This window comes from Citrobacter sp. 172116965, from assembly GCF_013458095.1.
GTDB classification, from domain to species: Bacteria; Pseudomonadota; Gammaproteobacteria; order Enterobacterales; family Enterobacteriaceae; genus Citrobacter; species Citrobacter braakii.
Window position 1 is genome coordinate 3,674,219 of sequence record NZ_CP046673.1, and the last position, 18,441, is coordinate 3,692,659.

At 51.7% G+C, this 18,441-nt stretch carries 13 protein-coding genes; 6 read left to right on the forward strand and 7 right to left on the reverse strand.

The window, feature by feature from the left end; translation table 11 throughout:
* Window positions 1-207 precede the first annotated feature (207 nt).
* From purM to ppx, 4 genes are all read left to right on the forward strand, one after another.
* The gene (gene purM, locus GPJ68_RS17925; RefSeq protein WP_016157121.1) at window positions 208-1,245 is read left to right on the forward strand and encodes a phosphoribosylformylglycinamidine cyclo-ligase; all 1,038 of its coding nucleotides are present in this window, start codon (window positions 208-210) and stop codon (window positions 1,243-1,245) included.
* Window positions 1,242-1,886 (forward strand): phosphoribosylglycinamide formyltransferase, encoded by a 645-nt coding sequence (purN, locus tag GPJ68_RS17930; RefSeq protein ID WP_104651166.1) that lies wholly within the window; start codon window positions 1,242-1,244, stop codon window positions 1,884-1,886. The genes purM and purN overlap by 4 nt, the downstream gene beginning before the upstream one ends.
* Before the next feature lie 211 nt (window positions 1,887-2,097).
* The gene (gene ppk1 / locus GPJ68_RS17935; protein ID WP_180836900.1) at window positions 2,098-4,164 is read left to right on the forward strand and encodes a polyphosphate kinase 1; all 2,067 of its coding nucleotides are present in this window, start codon (window positions 2,098-2,100) and stop codon (window positions 4,162-4,164) included.
* A gap of 4 nt (window positions 4,165-4,168) precedes the next feature.
* Window positions 4,169-5,710, forward strand: a complete 1,542-nt coding sequence (gene ppx / locus GPJ68_RS17940; protein ID WP_104651164.1) for an exopolyphosphatase — start codon at window positions 4,169-4,171, stop codon at window positions 5,708-5,710.
* Here the strand turns inward: ppx and GPJ68_RS17945 are convergent.
* A complete protein-coding gene (locus GPJ68_RS17945) occupies window positions 5,690-7,960 on the reverse strand; it encodes a sensor domain-containing phosphodiesterase (protein WP_104651163.1) in 2,271 nt (756 codons plus the stop codon). The genes ppx and GPJ68_RS17945 overlap by 21 nt on opposite strands.
* Before the next feature lie 350 nt (window positions 7,961-8,310).
* Here GPJ68_RS17945 and GPJ68_RS17950 point away from each other — a divergent pair, with 350 nt between their 5' ends.
* Window positions 8,311-8,514 carry a YfgG family protein gene (locus GPJ68_RS17950; RefSeq protein WP_075847655.1) on the forward strand — a complete coding sequence of 68 codons (204 nt, stop codon included), beginning with the start codon at window positions 8,311-8,313 and terminating at the stop codon, window positions 8,512-8,514.
* A 555-nt stretch (window positions 8,515-9,069) separates the two neighbouring features.
* Here the strand turns inward: GPJ68_RS17950 and guaA are convergent.
* Complete coding sequence (gene guaA / locus GPJ68_RS17955; RefSeq protein ID WP_016153990.1) at window positions 9,070-10,647, reverse strand: glutamine-hydrolyzing GMP synthase; 1,578 nt, start codon at window positions 10,645-10,647, stop codon at window positions 9,070-9,072.
* Window positions 10,648-10,710: 63 nt separating this feature from the next.
* Window positions 10,711-12,177 carry an IMP dehydrogenase gene (guaB, locus tag GPJ68_RS17960; RefSeq protein ID WP_019077375.1) on the reverse strand — a complete coding sequence of 489 codons (1,467 nt, stop codon included), beginning with the start codon at window positions 12,175-12,177 and terminating at the stop codon, window positions 10,711-10,713.
* Window positions 12,178-12,337: 160 nt separating this feature from the next.
* Here guaB and xseA point away from each other — a divergent pair, with 160 nt between their 5' ends.
* Entirely contained in the window at window positions 12,338-13,711 is a 1,374-nt protein-coding gene (gene xseA, locus GPJ68_RS17965) for an exodeoxyribonuclease VII large subunit (RefSeq protein WP_104651162.1), read from the forward strand.
* On the opposite strand, the gene GPJ68_RS17970 is transcribed toward xseA, so the two are convergent.
* From GPJ68_RS17970 to der, 4 genes are all read right to left on the reverse strand, one after another.
* Window positions 13,708-13,923 (reverse strand): zinc ribbon domain-containing protein, encoded by a 216-nt coding sequence (locus GPJ68_RS17970; protein ID WP_016157125.1) that lies wholly within the window; start codon window positions 13,921-13,923, stop codon window positions 13,708-13,710. The two genes, xseA and GPJ68_RS17970, sit on opposite strands and share 4 nt — an antisense overlap.
* A gap of 51 nt (window positions 13,924-13,974) precedes the next feature.
* Entirely contained in the window at window positions 13,975-15,057 is a 1,083-nt protein-coding gene (locus tag GPJ68_RS17975; RefSeq protein WP_049270043.1) for a Gfo/Idh/MocA family oxidoreductase, read from the reverse strand.
* A 63-nt stretch (window positions 15,058-15,120) separates the two neighbouring features.
* Complete coding sequence (locus GPJ68_RS17980; RefSeq protein WP_016157127.1) at window positions 15,121-16,662, reverse strand: peptide MFS transporter; 1,542 nt, start codon at window positions 16,660-16,662, stop codon at window positions 15,121-15,123.
* A gap of 300 nt (window positions 16,663-16,962) precedes the next feature.
* Complete coding sequence (gene der, locus GPJ68_RS17985; RefSeq protein ID WP_016153996.1) at window positions 16,963-18,435, reverse strand: ribosome biogenesis GTPase Der; 1,473 nt, start codon at window positions 18,433-18,435, stop codon at window positions 16,963-16,965.
* Between the last annotated feature and the right edge of the window lie 6 nt (window positions 18,436-18,441).

Sequence of the window (18,441 nt, forward strand, 5' to 3'; positions counted from 1 at the left end):
GTATTCAGCAGGCAGGTTTCAAGCACAAGACTGTACCCGGTTTCATTTTCGTGGCGCAGTTCAAACAAATAGATAAATGATTGTAAAATGCTGAAAAAATCAGCACATAAAACTTGATGCAGAGCAGGCTCGCAAACGTTTGCTTTCCCTGTTAGAATTGCGCCGAATTTAACTTTTACTGCAAGTAAACATGTGGGGAAGCAGGCAGTGACCGATAAAACCTCTCTTAGCTACAAAGATGCCGGTGTTGATATTGATGCAGGTAATGCTCTGGTTGATCGAATCAAAGGCGTAGTAAAGAAAACTCGTCGTCCGGAAGTTATGGGTGGTCTGGGTGGCTTCGGTGCGCTGTGCGCATTGCCGCAAAAATATCGTGAACCGGTACTGGTTTCCGGCACTGATGGCGTCGGCACAAAACTGCGTCTGGCGATGGATCTGAAACGCCACGACACTATCGGCATTGACCTCGTCGCAATGTGCGTCAACGACCTCGTGGTTCAGGGCGCTGAGCCGCTGTTTTTCCTCGACTACTATGCTACCGGCAAACTGGATGTGGATACCGCAGCCAGCGTCATTAACGGTATTGCCGAAGGCTGTCTGCAGTCTGGCTGTGCGCTTGTCGGCGGTGAAACGGCTGAAATGCCGGGGATGTACCACGGCGAAGATTACGACGTGGCAGGCTTCTGCGTTGGCGTCGTCGAAAAATCAGAGATCATCGACGGTTCAAAAGTGGCTGACGGCGACGTACTGATTGCACTCGGCTCCAGCGGTCCGCACTCCAACGGCTACTCTCTGGTGCGCAAAATTGTTGAAGTCAGCGGTTGTGACCCGGAAACCACCGAGCTTGAAGGCAAGCCGCTGGCCGATCACTTACTGGCCCCGACCCGCATTTATGTCAAATCCATTCTGGAATTGATTGAGAAGGTTGATGTGCATGCCATTGCCCACCTGACCGGCGGTGGTTTCTGGGAAAATATTCCACGCGTTCTGCCAGACAACACGCAGGCTGTGATCGACGAATCTTCATGGCAGTGGCCAGCCGTCTTCAACTGGCTGCAAACGGCGGGTAACGTCAGCCAGCATGAGATGTATCGCACCTTTAACTGCGGCGTAGGCATGGTTATCGCCCTGCCAGCTTCTGAAGTGGACAACGCCCTTGCTTTGCTCAATGAGAAAGGTGAAAACGCATGGAAAATCGGTATCATCAAAGCTTCTGATTCCGAACAGCGTGTGGTCATTGAATGAAAAACATTGTGGTGCTCATTTCCGGCAACGGAAGCAATTTGCAGGCGATAATCGATGCCTGCGAACAGAATAAAATCAATGGCACCATACGTGCAGTATTCAGTAACAAGGCCGATGCGTTCGGCCTTGAGCGCGCACGCGAAGTGAATATTCCTGCACACTCGCTGGAAGCCGCCCAGTTTGCCAGTCGCGAAGCATTCGACCAGCAACTGATACAAGAGATCGACGCTTATGCCCCCGATGTCGTGGTGCTGGCCGGTTATATGCGCATTCTAAGCCCGGCGTTTGTTGCTCACTATTCTGAACGATTGCTGAATATCCACCCGTCTTTATTGCCAAAGTATCCTGGCCTGCACACGCACCGTCAGGTTCTGGAAAACGGCGATGAAGAGCATGGCACCTCCGTCCATTTCGTCACCGATGAACTGGACGGCGGACCGGTTATTCTCCAGGCCAAGGTTCCGGTATTTGAAGGCGACAGCGAAGATGATGTCACGGAACGAGTCCAGGCCCAGGAACATACCATTTACCCGCTGGTGGTAAGCTGGTTTACTGATGGCCGCCTGAAGATGCGTGATAACGCAGCATGGCTGGACGGCGTTCGTCTGCCGCCACAAGGCTACGCCGCCGACGAAGAATAAAATCAACCTGTAAACCGGATCTCACCATCCGGTTTACAGGCATAAATACCTTTTCCGGTTAACATCTCCGGTATTCATCTACGCTCCCCCCTTTCTCTTTGCTATCAGACGGTTTATTGTCATATTTTTCTGGCACTGTTGGACATCTGAGAGCAATGCTCGCCATAATAAATCGGTAGTGTCCCGTGAATGAAACGGAGTAAAAGTGGTAATGGGTCAGGAAAAGCTATACATCGAGAAAGAACTCAGTTGGTTAGCGTTCAACGAACGTGTACTCCAGGAAGCTGCTGATAAGTCAAACCCGTTGATCGAACGGATGCGTTTCTTAGGCATCTATTCCAATAATCTCGACGAGTTTTATAAGGTTCGTTTTGCCGAACTGAAGCGCCGAATCATTATTAGCGAAGAACAGGGTTCAAACTCTCACTCCCGCCATCTGTTAGGTAAAATCCAGGCCCGCGTATTAAAAGCCGATCAGGAATTTGACGGCCTGTACAACGAGTTGCTGCTGGAGATGGCGCGCAACCAGATTTTCCTTATCAATGAACGTCAGTTGTCGGTCAATCAACAGAACTGGTTACGCCATTACTTCAAACAATATCTTCGCCAGCACATTACACCGATCCTGATTAACCGCGAGACGGATTTAGTTCAGTTTCTGAAAGATGACTACACCTATCTGGCGGTGGAAATTATCCGCGGCGATACGATCCACTACGCGCTGCTGGAAATCCCTTCCGACAAGGTTCCCCGTTTTGTGAATCTACCACCGGAAACCCCGCGCCGTCGCAAACCGATGATCCTGCTGGACAACATCTTACGCTACTGCCTTGACGACATTTTCAAAGGGTTCTTTGATTACGATGCGCTGAACGCCTATTCGATGAAAATGACTCGCGACGCCGAATACGATTTGGTGCACGAGATGGAATCGAGCCTGATGGAGCTGATGTCGTCCAGCCTGAAACAGCGTCTGACCGCAGAGCCTGTACGTTTTGTCTATCAGCGCGACATGCCCAATGCGCTGGTCGAGGTACTGCGTGAAAAGCTGACGATTTCTCGCTACGACTCGATTGTTCCCGGCGGGCGTTACCATAACTTCAAAGACTTTATTAATTTCCCCAACGTTGGCAAAGCTAACCTGGTGAACAAACCGCTGCCGCGTTTGCGCCATATCTGGTTCGATAACGAGAAGTTTCGTAACGGCTTTGACGCCGTTCGCGAACGCGACGTGCTGCTATATTATCCGTATCACACTTTTGAGCACGTTCTTGAACTGTTGCGCCAGGCCTCTTTCGACCCGAGCGTGCTGGCGATAAAAATCAACATCTACCGTGTGGCCAAAGACTCGCGCATCATTGATTCGATGATCCATGCTGCGCACAACGGTAAGAAAGTCACCGTGGTGGTGGAGTTGCAGGCTCGCTTTGATGAAGAAGCCAACATTCATTGGGCCAAGCGTCTTACCGAGGCTGGCGTTCACGTCATCTTCTCCGCGCCGGGCCTGAAAATTCACGCCAAATTGTTCCTTATCTCGCGTAAAGAAGGTGATGAAGTTGTGCGCTATGCACATATCGGGACGGGGAACTTCAACGAAAAAACGGCGCGTCTCTATACCGACTACTCGTTACTTACCGCCGACTCACGTATTACCAACGAGGTTCGTCGGGTGTTCAACTTCATCGAGAACCCGTATCGTCCGGTGACGTTCGATTATCTGCTGGTATCTCCGCAGAACTCGCGCCGTTTGCTGTACGCGATGATTGACAAAGAAATCGCCAACGCGCAGCAAGGACAGCCTTCCGGTATCACCCTAAAACTGAATAACCTGGTCGATAAAGGCCTGGTTGATCGTCTCTATGCGGCCTCAAGCTCAGGCGTGCCAGTCAATTTATTGATTCGCGGTATGTGCTCTTTGATTCCGAACCTGGAAGGCATTAGCGACAATATTCGCGTGATAAGCATAGTTGACCGCTACCTTGAACACGACCGGGTTTATATCTTCGAAAACGGTGGCGACAAGCAGGTATACCTCTCCTCCGCAGACTGGATGACCAGGAATATCGACTATCGCATCGAAGTCGCCACACCGCTGCTGGACCCGCGTCTTAAGCAACGGGTGCTGGATATTATCGATATCCTGTTCAGCGACACGGTGAAGGCTCGCTTCATCGATAAAGAACTCAGTAATCGCTACGTACCGCGCGGAAACCGCCGTAAGGTTCAGTCACAATTGGCGATATACGACTACATCAAATCACTCGAGCAACCTGACTAACGCTATGCCAATACACGACAAGACTCCACGACCGCAGGAATTTGCTGCGGTCGACCTTGGTTCAAACAGTTTCCATATGGTCATTGCCCGCGTGGTTGATGGCGCAATGCAGATTATCGGGCGACTGAAACAGCGCGTTCATCTGGCGGATGGCCTCGGCGAAGATAACAAGCTGAGCGAAGAGGCAATGGAGCGCGGATTAAGCTGCCTGTCGCTGTTCGCCGAACGTCTGCAGGGCTTTCCCCCATCAAGCGTATGCATCGTGGGAACCCATACTTTGCGTCAGGCGCTAAATGCGACCGATTTTCTCAAGCGAGCAGAAAAAGTTATCCCCTACCCGATTGAGATTATTTCCGGTAATGAAGAAGCCCGACTGATTTTTATGGGCGTGGAGCACACCCAGCCGGAAAAGGGTCGTAAGCTGGTTATTGATATCGGCGGTGGTTCAACAGAACTGGTGATCGGCGAAGATTTCGAGCCCAAACTGGTGGAAAGTCGTCGTATGGGCTGCGTCAGTTTTGCTCAGATGTATTTCCCGGGCGGCGCTATTAGTCGGGAAAACTTCCAGCGTGCGCGCATGGCGGCAGCGCAAAAGCTTGAAACCTTAACCTGGCAGTTTCGCATTCAGGGCTGGAACGTTGCGCTGGGCGCGTCGGGCACGATTAAAGCGGCACACGAAGTGCTGCTGGAGATGGGCGAGAAAGATGGTTTTATCACCCCCGAACGCCTGGACAAACTGCGATCCGAAGTGCTGAAGCATACGTCATTCGATGCGCTCAGCCTGCCGGGGCTGTCTGAAGAACGAAAAGCGGTGTTTGTGCCGGGACTCGCGATTCTGTGCGGCGTTTTTGACGCACTGGCTATCCGCGAACTCCGCCTTTCTGATGGCGCACTACGCGAAGGCGTGCTGTATGAGATGGAAGGTCGTTTTCGCCACCAGGACGTTCGCAGCCGTACCGCGAGCAGCCTGGCGAACCAGTACAACATCGACAGCGAACAGGCCCGGCGCGTACTGGAAACGACGATGCAAATGTACGATCAGTGGCATACGCAGCAGCCAAAGCTGGCCAATCCACAACTGGAAGCGTTGCTGCGCTGGGCGGCGATGCTGCATGAGGTTGGGCTGAACATCAACCACAGCGGTTTACATCGCCACTCGGCGTATATCCTCCAAAACAGCGATTTACCGGGTTTCAATCAGGAACAACAGCTGATGATGGCAACCCTGGTTCGATATCATCGCAAAGCGGTGAAACTGGATGATTTGCCCCGCTTTACGCTGTTCAAGAAAAAACAGTTTCTGCCATTAATTCAGCTGTTGCGCCTGGGCGTGCTGCTGAATAATCAGCGACAAGCGACCACCACGCCACCGACGCTGACCCTAATTACCGACGACAACCACTGGACCTTACGCTTTCCGCATGACTGGTTTAGCCAGAATGCGCTGGTGCTGCTCGATCTGGAAAAAGAGCAGCAATACTGGGAAGCCGTTACCGGCTGGCGACTCAAAATTGAAGAAGAGAGTTCACCCGATATCGCCGCATAAGCTCTCAGCAGGTGCCAGTTCTTCTGGCACCTGTTCTTCCAGCATTTCATGCAACGGCTGCGGTTTACCAATCAGATACCCCTGCATGTAATCAATCCCCAGCGAAATTACCGCACTGCGTATTTCTTCGCTTTCGACGTACTCCGCGACCACCAGCATTCTTTTCATCCGCGCCAGATGGCAAATAGAGGCCACGATTTGATAGTCGAGGCTATTCGAAACGATGTTGCGAATAAAGCTGCCATCAATTTTCAGGATATCGGCATTCACATTCTTCAGCCGCGCATAGCTGGCATATCCGGTACCAAAATCATCAATCGCAATCTGACAGCCCAATGATTGCAGCTGCAGTAACGTTGCCTGCGCCTGTTCCGCATTGGTTAAGGCATTGCTTTCCGTTACTTCAAAAATCAGCTGCCACGGTTCAACTTTGTACTTAATCAGTAACTGGTTGATGTCATGCGGAAGCCGGGCCCGGCATACCGATGTGGGAGATAAGTTAATAGCAAACCGACGGGCGGGCATTTTTTCCCGATTCTGCGCCATAAACTTCAGCGTATTTTCAATCACCCACAGATCGATGCTGGATGACAATCCAAACTCATGCGCTACCGGTAAGAAGCTGTCAGGACCGATGGTTTTACCATCATCTCCCTCTAGCCGCAGCAGAATTTCATGATAAACATCGCCGCGCACGCCTGAAATCGGCTGCGCCATCAGGAAAAAGCGATGGTGCTCCAGCGCCAGCTGCAGACGATTCATCATCGCAACCTTATCTTTCAGGTCACGTTGCAGGTGCATCACGCCTCGGCGCTGCAAATTCTCTGGCGCATTGGTCGCCAGAGAAAGCTCGGCGATGGTGCTTAACTCCCCCAGTAACAAGTAGATGTGATTAACAGGAGAACGGACATAGCAAAAACTAATCCCCACCTGCGGCTGTAAAGGCATGCCATCCCAGATAAAACGAAATTGCTTGATATGCCTGTCCAGCGCTTCAATACGCTCCTGATGCGACTCGGTGTTAAAACGCAGAACTAAATCATTACCCGATAACTGATAGACATGCTCATCTTGTTTCAGCAATGGCTTTACCCACTGGGCAAGTTTTTGCTTGTACTGGATACGCAGCATAATGCCGTAATTTTTCACCAGCAGTTCCATACCCGGAACACTCAAAAAGCAAAGCACTGACCATGGCGCCTTTCTCAAATCCCGGTTCAAAGCGCGCAAATTCGGAATATGCACCATGGGGTCAAAGAAGGCCAGACGATGAGAATGTCTGGCGACAATTCTCTGGCGCGTTGCCAGTACGGCAATAAAATTCACGATGAAGGAGAAAACCAGGTAACTCGATGAGGTAATGGCAAGCTGCACATCGTAACCCGAATACCAAGGCATATAGCGTTGATAATAATGAATTGCTGTAATGAGTACGAGCATCCATATTAACGAAATAAATTTATAACCGTAACGCATTGCTCCCCATAGCATGACGGGCAGCATCAGTGACAAGGTATAATTCGTGCTAAATATTGAGCTTTTCTCATCTAGCGGCATACACAACAATGTCATTAGTATGGTCAATATAATCAGCCAGACCGCAAACTCTGTTTTGGTAACTTTGGTATCAAACTGCTGCTTTAACTGAGATAAATAACCTCTGATATACAAAGGATTACGAATCGTGCGAATTATTAAGTAGCACAGTGGAACCCCAACCAGATTCCCGGCCAGCATGGCCTGATAGTTGATCAACGTGCCGGTATTAAGGGGCATAACGCCCACCATGCCGGATTTGCTCTCATAGACGCCCACAAACGCGGCGAAATGGAAGAATAGCAGAAACAGCGTTGCCGGGCAGAAAACCTGCCAAAACATGTGCTGAAACATCAGGTGGGAGTCACCGTAAGAAACGTTATTCCGCCGGGGAGCAAAAACTTTATACCCTCCCCAACTAAGCACTATCGTAACTATAAAGTGCGAAATTATTGAGAGCATTTCAAATAACCCAACCTGCGGATATTTGTACCAGATGATGGAAATGATAATTCCTGGTAATGCCGCCCAGCCAAAAAACAACATCAGGCTAATCATCAGCGCTAAAGGCAGGTAGAAAAGAATTACGTTCCCGGTACTAATATGGGCATAGGTGTTAGCAGTGCTCAATATAGGCAACAGCAAGGAAGGCAAGATGAGAGGTAACGCCCACCATCTATCTCTAATACCAATATAATTTTTATTGAGTTTCATAGATGCTCAGTAGAATCCCGCACATCCTGCAGGGGGTATTCGGACAGGCATCCCACCTGACGTTAAAACGATAAAGTTAAATACATTAAAATGACTCATCAATTTTAGTTGTCAGCAAAGGGTGATGCTTGATACACATCAATAAATAAGTCCCTCATTAATCAATTATTACTCTTTTCATGGTTTTTTATCGTTATCTCATTATTAATGCAAATAATAATATTAATTTCCATAACATAAATAGATAAAACAACTGAAGCAATTTTACATAACGAAAAATTGACCATTCCCTCACAGTATGCCTTAATGTGACTATCGCCCTCAGTTGGGTACACTACAAGGAACCTTTTGTGAGCCAGGTTACCAGCCTACGCAAACGACACCGATTTAACAGTCGCATGATCCGGATCGTACTGCTTATCAGCTTTATTTTCTTCTTCGGACGCTTCGTCTACTCCGCCATAGGTGCGTGGCACCACCACCAGAACAAAAAAGAAACTCAGCAGATCACCCTGCCGCAACAGGCATCTCCTGCACAAACTGACGTACGCTGATCGCTCGCGCCGAGGATCCCCCCAGCATTAAGATTCCTTACCGGATGGCTAATCGCCTGACATTTAACCATCCGGTAAGGGATTTGAGTGATGAAACTTCACGCAGTCTTACCCGCCCACACGTGCTGATATATCGTATAATCAACCGTGTTTTTCGCACAAATACACCATCTTTTAATCCCACTTCACCGCGCCATTCGCGCTGATTTTTTACGTTCCAGTGTACTGGATATAAAAAAGTTACACTGCGCTCAAATAGACGCTAATTAATATCGGCAGAAAATATCACTGACTAAAACATTCATATTTAGAATGAAATTAAATGCTTATTTGAATTGTTACCGTTATTAAATTCTACAGGGTAATACCCTGAGTATTTTTCATTATTTCCGTAAATAAGAAGCGGTGTTGAATGGAGCGCAGACGTTAAGTGTGTGATTAACCCTACTATCGAGCAGGACTGTCGCATCGATAAAATTCGCGCAATAAAAAGCCCTCTGTAAAAAGAGGGCTTTTACATACTACCGGTTCAGAAACCGCTAAACGGGAGGAATATTATTCCCACTCAATCGTAGCTGGCGGCTTACCGCTGATGTCATACACCACGCGGGAAATACCGTTAACTTCGTTGATAATGCGGTTAGAGACGCGGCCTAAGAAGTCATACGGCAGGTGCGCCCAGTGCGCGGTCATAAAGTCGATGGTTTCAACAGCACGCAGGGAAACAACCCAGTCGTACTTACGGCCATCGCCCATGACGCCAACGGAACGTACTGGCAGGAACACGGTGAACGCCTGGCTCACTTTGTTGTACAGGTCAGCGTTGTGCAGTTCCTCAATGAAGATAGCATCCGCACGGCGCAGCAGGTCGCAGTACTCTTTCTTCACTTCGCCCAGCACGCGTACGCCCAGACCCGGCCCCGGGAATGGGTGACGGTACAGCATGTCGTACGGCAGACCCAGTTCCAGACCAATCTTACGCACTTCGTCTTTGAACAGCTCACGCAGCGGTTCAACCAGACCCATCTTCATCTCTTTCGGCAAACCGCCCACGTTGTGGTGAGATTTGATGACGTGCGCTTTACCGGTGGCAGAAGCCGCGGATTCGATCACGTCCGGATAGATGGTTCCCTGCGCCAGCCACTTAACGTCTTCCAGCTTCAGCGCTTCTTCGTCGAAGACTTCCACGAACACGCGGCCGATGATTTTACGTTTAGCTTCCGGATCGTTCTCGCCTTTCAGCGCGTCCAGGAAACGCTTTTCACCTTCAACATGAATGATGTTCAGGCCGAAATGGTCGCCGAACATATCCATCACCTGCTGAGCTTCGTTGAGACGCAGCAGACCGTTGTCGACGAACACACAGGTCAGGTTTTTGCCAATCGCACGGTGCAGCAGCATCGCGGTGACGGAGGAGTCAACGCCGCCGGAGAGGCCGAGGATCACTTTATCAGTGCCAACCTGCTCACGAATGCGGGCAACGGCGTCATCGATAATTTTTGCCGGGGTCCACAGCGCTTCACACTGGCAGATGTCGCGCACAAAACGCTCCAGCATGCGCATCCCCTGACGAGTGTGGGTAACTTCCGGGTGGAACTGCACACCGTAGAAACGTTTTTCCTCGTGCGCCATGATGGCAAACGGGCAGTTGTCGGTGCTGGCAACGGTCACGAAACCTTCCGGAATAGCGGTCACTTTGTCGCCGTGGCTCATCCACACGTCCAGCAGTGGTTTGCCGTCTGCGGTCAGAGAGTCTTCAATACCGCGGATCAGCGCGCTGTCGGTCTGAACTTCAACCTGCGCATAGCCGAATTCACGTTCGTTAGAACCTTCAACATGACCACCGAGCTGCATTGCCATAGTCTGCATGCCGTAGCACACGCCGAACACAGGCACGCCCGCAGTGAAAACGTATTCCGGCGCACGCGGGCTGTTTTCTTCAGTGGTGCTTTCCGGACCACCGGAAAGAATGATACCGCTTGGGTTGAATTCGCGAATTTGTGCTTCCGTAACATCCCACGCCCACAGTTCACAATAGACGCCCAGTTCACGTACGCGACGAGCAACCAGCTGAGTGTACTGAGATCCGAAATCAAGGATGAGAATGCGATGTTTATGAATATTGTCTGTCATTGACGCTAATTCCGAGGCAAGTGAAACAAATTCGCCCGGCATATAGCCGGGCGCGGAAACTTATCAGGAGCCCATGCGGTAGTTAGGGGACTCTTTGGTGATGGTCACATCGTGAACGTGACTTTCCTGAATACCCGCACCGCTGATACGTACAAACTCTGCTTTTGTTCGCAGCGCGTCGATAGTACCACAGCCGGTCAGACCCATACAGGAGCGCAGGCCACCCATCTGCTGGTGAATGATCTCTTTCAGGCGACCTTTATACGCAACGCGACCTTCGATACCTTCCGGGACCAGTTTGTCAGCGGCGTTATCGCTTTGGAAATAACGGTCGGAAGAACCTTTGGACATCGCGCCCAAAGAGCCCATACCACGGTATGATTTGTAAGAACGGCCCTGATACAGTTCGATTTCGCCCGGAGATTCTTCAGTCCCCGCCAGCATAGAGCCAACCATCACTGCAGAAGCACCCGCAGCGATCGCTTTTGCGATGTCGCCGGAAAAACGAATACCGCCATCGGCAATAACCGGAATACCAGTGCCTTCCAGCGCTTCAACGGCGTCAGAAACGGCGGTGATCTGCGGTACACCGACGCCGGTAACGATACGGGTAGTACAGATGGAGCCTGGGCCGATACCGACTTTAACAGCGCTGCAGCCGGCTTCCGCCAGCGCGCGAGCGCCTGCACCAGTCGCAACGTTCCCCCCGATGATCTGCAGATCCGGGTATTTAGCACGAGTTTCACGGATACGCTGCAGTACGCCTTCTGAATGACCGTGAGAGGAGTCAATCAGCAGAACATCCACGCCAGCGGCAACCAGCGCGTCAACACGCTCTTCGTTACCCGCACCTGCGCCTACAGCAGCCCCAACGCGCAGACGACCATGCTCGTCTTTACAAGCGTTAGGTTTACGTTCCGCTTTCTGGAAATCTTTAACGGTGATCATACCGAGCAGATGGAAGCTGTCGTCAACAACCAGCGCTTTCTCGACGCGTTTTTCGTGCATTTTGGCAAAGACAACATCGCGTGCTTCGCCTTCACGAACGGTCACCAGACGCTCTTTCGGCGTCATGTAGACGCTAACCGGCTGATTCAGATCAGTCACAAACCGTACGTCACGACCGGTGATGATGCCGACCAGTTCGTTATCTTCAGTCACTACCGGGTAGCCTGCGAAACCGTTACGCTCGGTCAGTTCTTTTACTTCGCGCAGAGTGGTGGTTGGCAGTACGGTTTGTGGGTCGGTCACGACGCCAGATTCGTGTTTCTTCACGCGACGAACTTCTTCCGCCTGGCGCTCAATAGACATGTTTTTGTGGATAAAACCGATGCCGCCTTCCTGGGCCAGGGCAATTGCCAGGCGCGCTTCCGTCACGGTGTCCATTGCTGCGGAGAGCATAGGAATGTTCAGGCGAATGGTTTTCGTCAACTGGGTGCTGAGATCAGCAGTATTCGGCAGAACGGTAGAATGAGCGGGAACGAGGAGGACGTCGTCAAACGTCAGGGCTTCTTTTGCGATACGTAGCATGGGCAATATCTCACCTGGGAGGTTATTAAATATTGCCGCGGCATTATACAGAGCGTAACCGATTGCATCCACACTTTTTTGCAAAAAAACCTTGCGCTCCTCTGTGAGCATGTTACTTTCGACTGAATAACTTGCTGATTTAGAATTTGATCCCGCTCACATGTTATCCTCTCAGACCACCTCAATTTTTACCGTAAGCCGCCTGAATCAGACGGTTCGTTTGCTGCTTGAGCAGGAAATGGGACAAGTGTGGATCAGCGGTGAAATTTCGAATTTCACTCAGCCGTCCTCCGGTCACTGGTATTTCACGCTCAAAGATGACACCGCTCAGGTACGCTGCGCGATGTTTCGCAACAGCAATCGCCGGGTAACGTTCCGACCACAGCACGGTCAGCAGGTACTGGTACGCGCCAACATTACATTGTACGAGCCGCGCGGCGACTATCAGATAATTGTTGAGAGCATGCAGCCAGCGGGCGAAGGTTTGCTGCAGCAAAAATATGAGCAACTCAAGGCCAAACTGCAGGCTGAAGGGCTATTCGATCAGCAGTTCAAAAAAACGCTGCCCTCACCGGCCCACTGCGTCGGGGTAATCACCTCTAAAACCGGCGCCGCGCTGCACGATATCCTCCACGTCCTGAAGCGTCGCGACCCTTCCCTGCCCGTTATTATCTACCCGACCGCAGTCCAGGGCGATGATGCGCCAGGGCAGATCGTTCGGGCCATTGAACTGGCGAACGCGCGGGGCGAGTGCGATGTGCTGATCGTCGGGCGCGGCGGCGGCTCGCTGGAAGATTTGTGGAGCTTTAACGACGAACGTGTTGCACGGGCGATCTTTGCCAGCCGCATTCCAGTCGTCAGCGCCGTCGGCCATGAAACCGATGTCACTATTGCCGATTTTATTGCAGATTTACGGGCACCTACGCCGTCGGCGGCGGCAGAAATTGTCAGCCGTAATCAGCTTGAACTGCTGCGTCAAATACAGCATGGTCAGCAGCGTCTGGAGATGGCGATGGACTACTACCTCGTCAATCGTACTCGTCGATTTACCCAGCTTCATCACCGCTTGCAACAGCAGCATCCGCAACTGCGTCTGGCCCGTCAACAGACCGTGCTGGAACGACTGCGTCAGAGAATGAACTTCGCACTTGAGAATAAGATTAAACAGGCAAATCAGCGTCAGCAGCGCATGCTGCAGCGTCTGAATCAGCAAAACCCGCAGCCGCGTATTTACCGTGCGCAAACACGCATTCAGCAACTGGAATACCGACTGGCGGAAAATATCCGTGCGCGTTTAAGCGATCAGCGCGAGCGTTTTGGCAACGCGGTTACCCATCTTGAGGCAGTCAGCCCACTGGCCACGCTGGCCCGCGGTTATAGCGTGACGACCGCAAAAGAGGGTGAAGTGCTGAAACAGACTAAACAGGTTACAGCAGGTGATGTGCTCACCACCCGCCTGTCTGACGGATGGGTGGAAAGCGAAGTGAGAGCTGTCACGAAGACAAAGAAAACGCGCAGGAAAAAACAGGATTAAAGCGGCACAAACGCCACGCGTTTCTTCGAGATAAGGCCATGACCGTTCTGGCAGAAATAATCCACCGCGCCACAGGCTTTAAGCACCTGCAGCGGCTGATTGCACTCCGGGCAGTGCGCTTCTAACTGAATATCTTTATTACAGTTATCACAGTGCGCCATACCGTTTTGCGGCTCCAGCTCTGCATGACAATCCGGGCAAATAATAGACATAGCGACTCCAGTACAGGGATCCATTACTGCGCTGAGTTTAACACGATGCGTTTAATGCCGCCCGCGTAACTGCTGCTGTAACGTTAACAGGCACTCCACTTCCTCCAGCCTGCGCTGCGTCGTGCGGCTCACTTCCTGTGGGCTGCGTTCAAACAGACTTTGCGCGCCCAGAATATGCTCCACCAGACAATGGGCATATACACTACCAGGCAGACTCCAGCGTTGTACAACATCACCGTCAATCAATTCGAGCACATCCTCGACACCACGGCGATCATGGCTAATGACACGACCATCGCGCAGACAAAGGCGCAAGCCTTTTTGTCCGCCAGCCGGCCCCGCGTATTTATTCAGCCAGATGTCCAGCGGAATGCCGCTAATCTGTCCCTGCAGATGCGCATCTCCTTCTGCTGTGGTCAGGTCGCCCTCTACAATATTTCGTCCCAGACGGTCTTTAGCGCTCTTCACCTGCAAGGTCATACTGTCATTACCGCCCAGGTAACGCACTGTTTCACGCAGCATTGCCAGTACATGTGTGCCAATGTCCAGAATCACACCGTCCGGATGACGAAGCTCACGGGTATCCGGCTCACCGGTGGCAAAGTTAAGCGCAATGGGTTCTCCAACAGCGTTAAACCCGCTCGGTTCCTGCAAAAAACCGTCGATTTTAACAATGTGTGAAAAATGAGAGACAAGTGCCTGTTGCGGATTATCGCCCTGCCACTGCGCTCCGAGTTTGCCCAACGCCAGCTGCATTGCGCCATTGCGTGCCATCCAATGGTCGAGTGCCAGCACGCGGTTGGCAGCATCCGGTTGAGTCAGCAGCGTTTTCAGTTTTTCAATTTGGGAAAGCGTGGCGACAATAGGCTTTTCGACCACAATACGAGCGATGGGAGCCGCCAGCGCCTGTTCAAGCACATCGAGGTGATGCAGGGATGCGGTGGTAATAAACAGGGTATCAAGCGGCATTGCAAGAAGTTCAGCGAGCGACGCACAGCGTGTCACGTCTGCGGGCTGCTTTGCGGGTTGAACATCAAATCCCACACAGCGTAGTGCATCACCAAACATATTACGTAATGCGGGCAAGTATGCCGTTTCAACGACTGCACCAAGCCCAACAAATCCTAACAGCATGCTCTTACCTCGTTAATTGAATAGCCGGGACATAACGTCTGCCCCGGCACAATCGAGGTGTTATCAGGCGCTAGTTGCCGGTTTAGTTTGCGTATTCTCCAGCATGCGACGAATCGGAACAATGAGGATGATCAGTACCGCAGCGCAGATCAGCAGCGCAATCGAGCAGCGTGCGAAGAGATCCGGCAGCATATCCAGTTGGTCAGCCTTCACATGACCGCCAATCAAACCTGCGGCCAGGTTGCCCAGCGCACTGGCGCAGAACCACAGGCCCATCATCTGCCCGCGCATTCTTTCCGGAGCCAGCAGCGTCATTGTCGCCAGACCGATCGGACTCAGGCACAGCTCGCCAAGCGTCAGCATCAGGATACTGCCCACCAGCCAGAATGGAGAAACGCCTGCCCCGCCGTTACTGAGAACGTTTTGCGCCGCCAGCATCATCAGACCGAAGCCTGCCGCCGCAAAGAGGATACCGATAACAAACTTGGTGATGCTACTCGGGCGAATATTCATGCTTGCCAGCTTCGGCCATGCCCAACTGAATACCGGTGCCAGCAGGATAATAAACAGCGCGTTTATCGACTGGAACCAGACCGCCGGGATTTCAAAATCACCGATCATACGGTTAGTGTAGTCGTTAGCGAACAGGTTGAACGAGGTTGGCTTCTGCTCAAACGCGGACCAGAAGAACGCGGCGGAAACCAGCAGGATAAAGCAGACCAGCAGTCTGGCGCGCTCTTTACGGTTCAGACCGGCAAAGATGAACAGGTAGATAAAGTAGAGCGCAACGGAGGCTGCAATCACGTACACCAGCATGCTGGCAACCGCGACCGGATTAATTACAATCACGCCCTGCGCTATCAGCGTAACGATAACCGCCGCACCGACAGCCAGCGCCAACAGCCACGCTCCCACGCCGTTACGTTTCACTACCGGGCTATTCCAGGTGGAGTCGAGCCCCACTTCGCTGTCGTAGCGTTTCATTGATGGAACGGCAAATACACGGAAAATGATCAACGCCACCAACATCCCGATACCACCGATGCCAAAGCCCCAGTGCCACCCATGGGTTTTAATCAGCCAGCCGGAAATCAGCGGCGCGATAAACGACCCCATGTTGATGCCCATGTAGAACAGCGAGAAACCGCCGTCGCGACGCGCATCGCCTTTTTTATACAGCGTGCCAACCATGACCGAAATACAGGTCTTAAACAGACCGGAGCCGAGCACGATAAACATCAGACCAATAAAGAACAGGTTGTTCCCCATAATGGCGGAGAGCGCAATTGACAGATGGCCGAGGGCAATCAGGATGGAACCGTACCACACCGCTTTCTGTTGGCCGAGCCAGTTATCAGCCAGCCAGCCACCCGGCAGCGCAGCGAGGTACATCGTACCGGCAAAGATACCCACAATCGCCGAGGCATTTTCACGTGCCAGCCCCATGCCGCCGTCATAAACGGTAGCAGCCATAAACAGGATCAGTAACGGGCGAATGCCATAAAACGAGAAGCGCTCCCACATCTCTGTGAAGAACAGCGAGCCGAGCGGATAAGGATGGCCGAAGAAAGTTCGGCTTTCTTTTTGATTAACAGAGGATTGCATAATTCTCCCGAAAGTTATGTCGTCGTGTGTGTAAACACCGCGATGTACGCCAGCCAGTTACGTATCTGACCGATTTTTTACATGCGGCGAAAATTTATTTAACCATTTGATAACCTAAGGCTAGTTTTGTCTAGTACCAGCCCCCGGACTTTAAGACGAAAACTCGACAAATGTCTACTTTCTTAGATTTAAACTTGGTAAAAAATGAATAGTGATTGACATCGCACGGGCTGAGGCTGGCGATGGAACTTCGAAAAAAAACCCGCGACAAGCACGGGTTTTTATCAGCATCAGCAACGGTTACTTGCTTTTTTTGATGTGTTTTATCAAACGCTTACGTTTACGCATCTGCGTCGGCGTCAGCGTATTGCGTTTGTTCGCAAACGGGTTTTCCCCTTCTTTGAACTGAATGCGGATCGGCGTCCCCATTACATCCAAAGACTTACGGAAATAGTTCATCAGATAACGCTTGTAGGAATCCGGCAGGTCTTTGACCTGGTTGCCGTGAATCACCACGATTGGTGGGTTATAACCACCGGCGTGGGCATATTTCAGCTTCACACGACGACCACGCACCAGCGGCGGCTGATGATCTTCTGCCGCCATAGTCATAATGCGCGTCAGCATCGCGGTGCTAACGCGACGGGTAGAGCTGTCATACGCTTCGCGGACCGATTCAAACAGATTACCCACGCCGCTGCCGTGCAGCGCAGAGATGAAGTGTACACGCGCAAAATCAATAAAGCCCAGACGGAAGTCCAAAGTCTCTTTGACCTGCTCTTTCACTTCCTGCGTCAGGCCATCCCACTTGTTGACCACAATAACAAGTGAACGCCCACTATTGAGGATAAAGCCCAGCAGCGACAGGTCCTGATCGGAAATACCTTCGCGCGCGTCAATCACCAGCATCACCACGTTGGCATCTTCAATCGCCTGCAGCGTTTTGATAACTGAGAATTTTTCTACTGCTTCGGTAATTTTGCCGCGCTTACGCACGCCCGCGGTATCGATGAGCACATATTCGCGCTCATCGCGTTGCATCGGGATATAAATACTGTCACGCGTGGTCCCCGGCATGTCGTAAACCACTACGCGGTCTTCGCCGAGAATACGGTTAGTAAGCGTGGACTTACCTACGTTCGGGCGACCAACAATCGCCAGTTTGATCGGCAGGTCCTGCGGATTGAAGTCGTCTTCAGGCTCTTCTTCGCCGTTCTCTTCGGCTTCCAGTTGCGCCCAATATTCTGCATCTTCATCCACCTCTTCCTGAGGAGCAACGTCATCCATCCACGGCAGCAGAACATGCTCCAGCAGGCTGAGAACGCCACGACCATGGGATGCCGCGATCGGATAAATTTCACCCAGACCCAGCGAGTAGAAATCGACGACCGCCTGATCAGGATCGAGCCCGTCAGTTTTGTTGGCTACCAGGAACGTCGGTTTCTGGCGCGACCGCAGATGTTTCGCAATGGCTTCATCCGCAGGCATCAGGCCAGCACGCGCATCTACCATGAACAGCACAACGTCCGCTTCTTCGATTGCCAACAGCGACTGTTCCGCCATGCGGGTTTCTACACCGTCTTCGGTGCCATCAATACCGCCGGTATCAATACAGATAAACTCGCGGCCTTCAATTTCCGCACGACCGTACTTACGGTCACGAGTCAGACCCGGGAAATCCGCAACCAGCGCATCTCGGGTGCGAGTTAGACGGTTAAATAACGTGGATTTGCCAACGTTAGGGCGCCCGACAAGCGCGACCACAGGTACCATGTTTAA

Excerpts from the sequence above, each read along its gene's own strand:
- guaA (WP_016153990.1), bottom strand. The coding sequence starts at position 10,647 with ATGACAGACAATATTCATAAACATCGCATTCTCATCCTTGATTTCGGA.
- guaB (WP_019077375.1), bottom strand. The coding sequence starts at position 12,177 with ATGCTACGTATCGCAAAAGAAGCCCTGACGTTTGACGACGTCCTCCTC.
- der (WP_016153996.1), bottom strand. The coding sequence starts at position 18,435 with ATGGTACCTGTGGTCGCGCTTGTCGGGCGCCCTAACGTTGGCAAATCC.
- GPJ68_RS17945 (WP_104651163.1), bottom strand. The coding sequence starts at position 7,960 with ATGAAACTCAATAAAAATTATATTGGTATTAGAGATAGATGGTGGGCG.
- xseA (WP_104651162.1), top strand. The coding sequence starts at position 12,338 with ATGTTATCCTCTCAGACCACCTCAATTTTTACCGTAAGCCGCCTGAAT.
- GPJ68_RS17980 (WP_016157127.1), bottom strand. The coding sequence starts at position 16,662 with ATGCAATCCTCTGTTAATCAAAAAGAAAGCCGAACTTTCTTCGGCCAT.
- ppx (WP_104651164.1), top strand. The coding sequence starts at position 4,169 with ATGCCAATACACGACAAGACTCCACGACCGCAGGAATTTGCTGCGGTC.
- purN (WP_104651166.1), top strand. The coding sequence starts at position 1,242 with ATGAAAAACATTGTGGTGCTCATTTCCGGCAACGGAAGCAATTTGCAG.
- ppk1 (WP_180836900.1), top strand. The coding sequence starts at position 2,098 with ATGGGTCAGGAAAAGCTATACATCGAGAAAGAACTCAGTTGGTTAGCG.
- GPJ68_RS17975 (WP_049270043.1), bottom strand. The coding sequence starts at position 15,057 with ATGCTGTTAGGATTTGTTGGGCTTGGTGCAGTCGTTGAAACGGCATAC.
- GPJ68_RS17970 (WP_016157125.1), bottom strand. The coding sequence starts at position 13,923 with ATGTCTATTATTTGCCCGGATTGTCATGCAGAGCTGGAGCCGCAAAAC.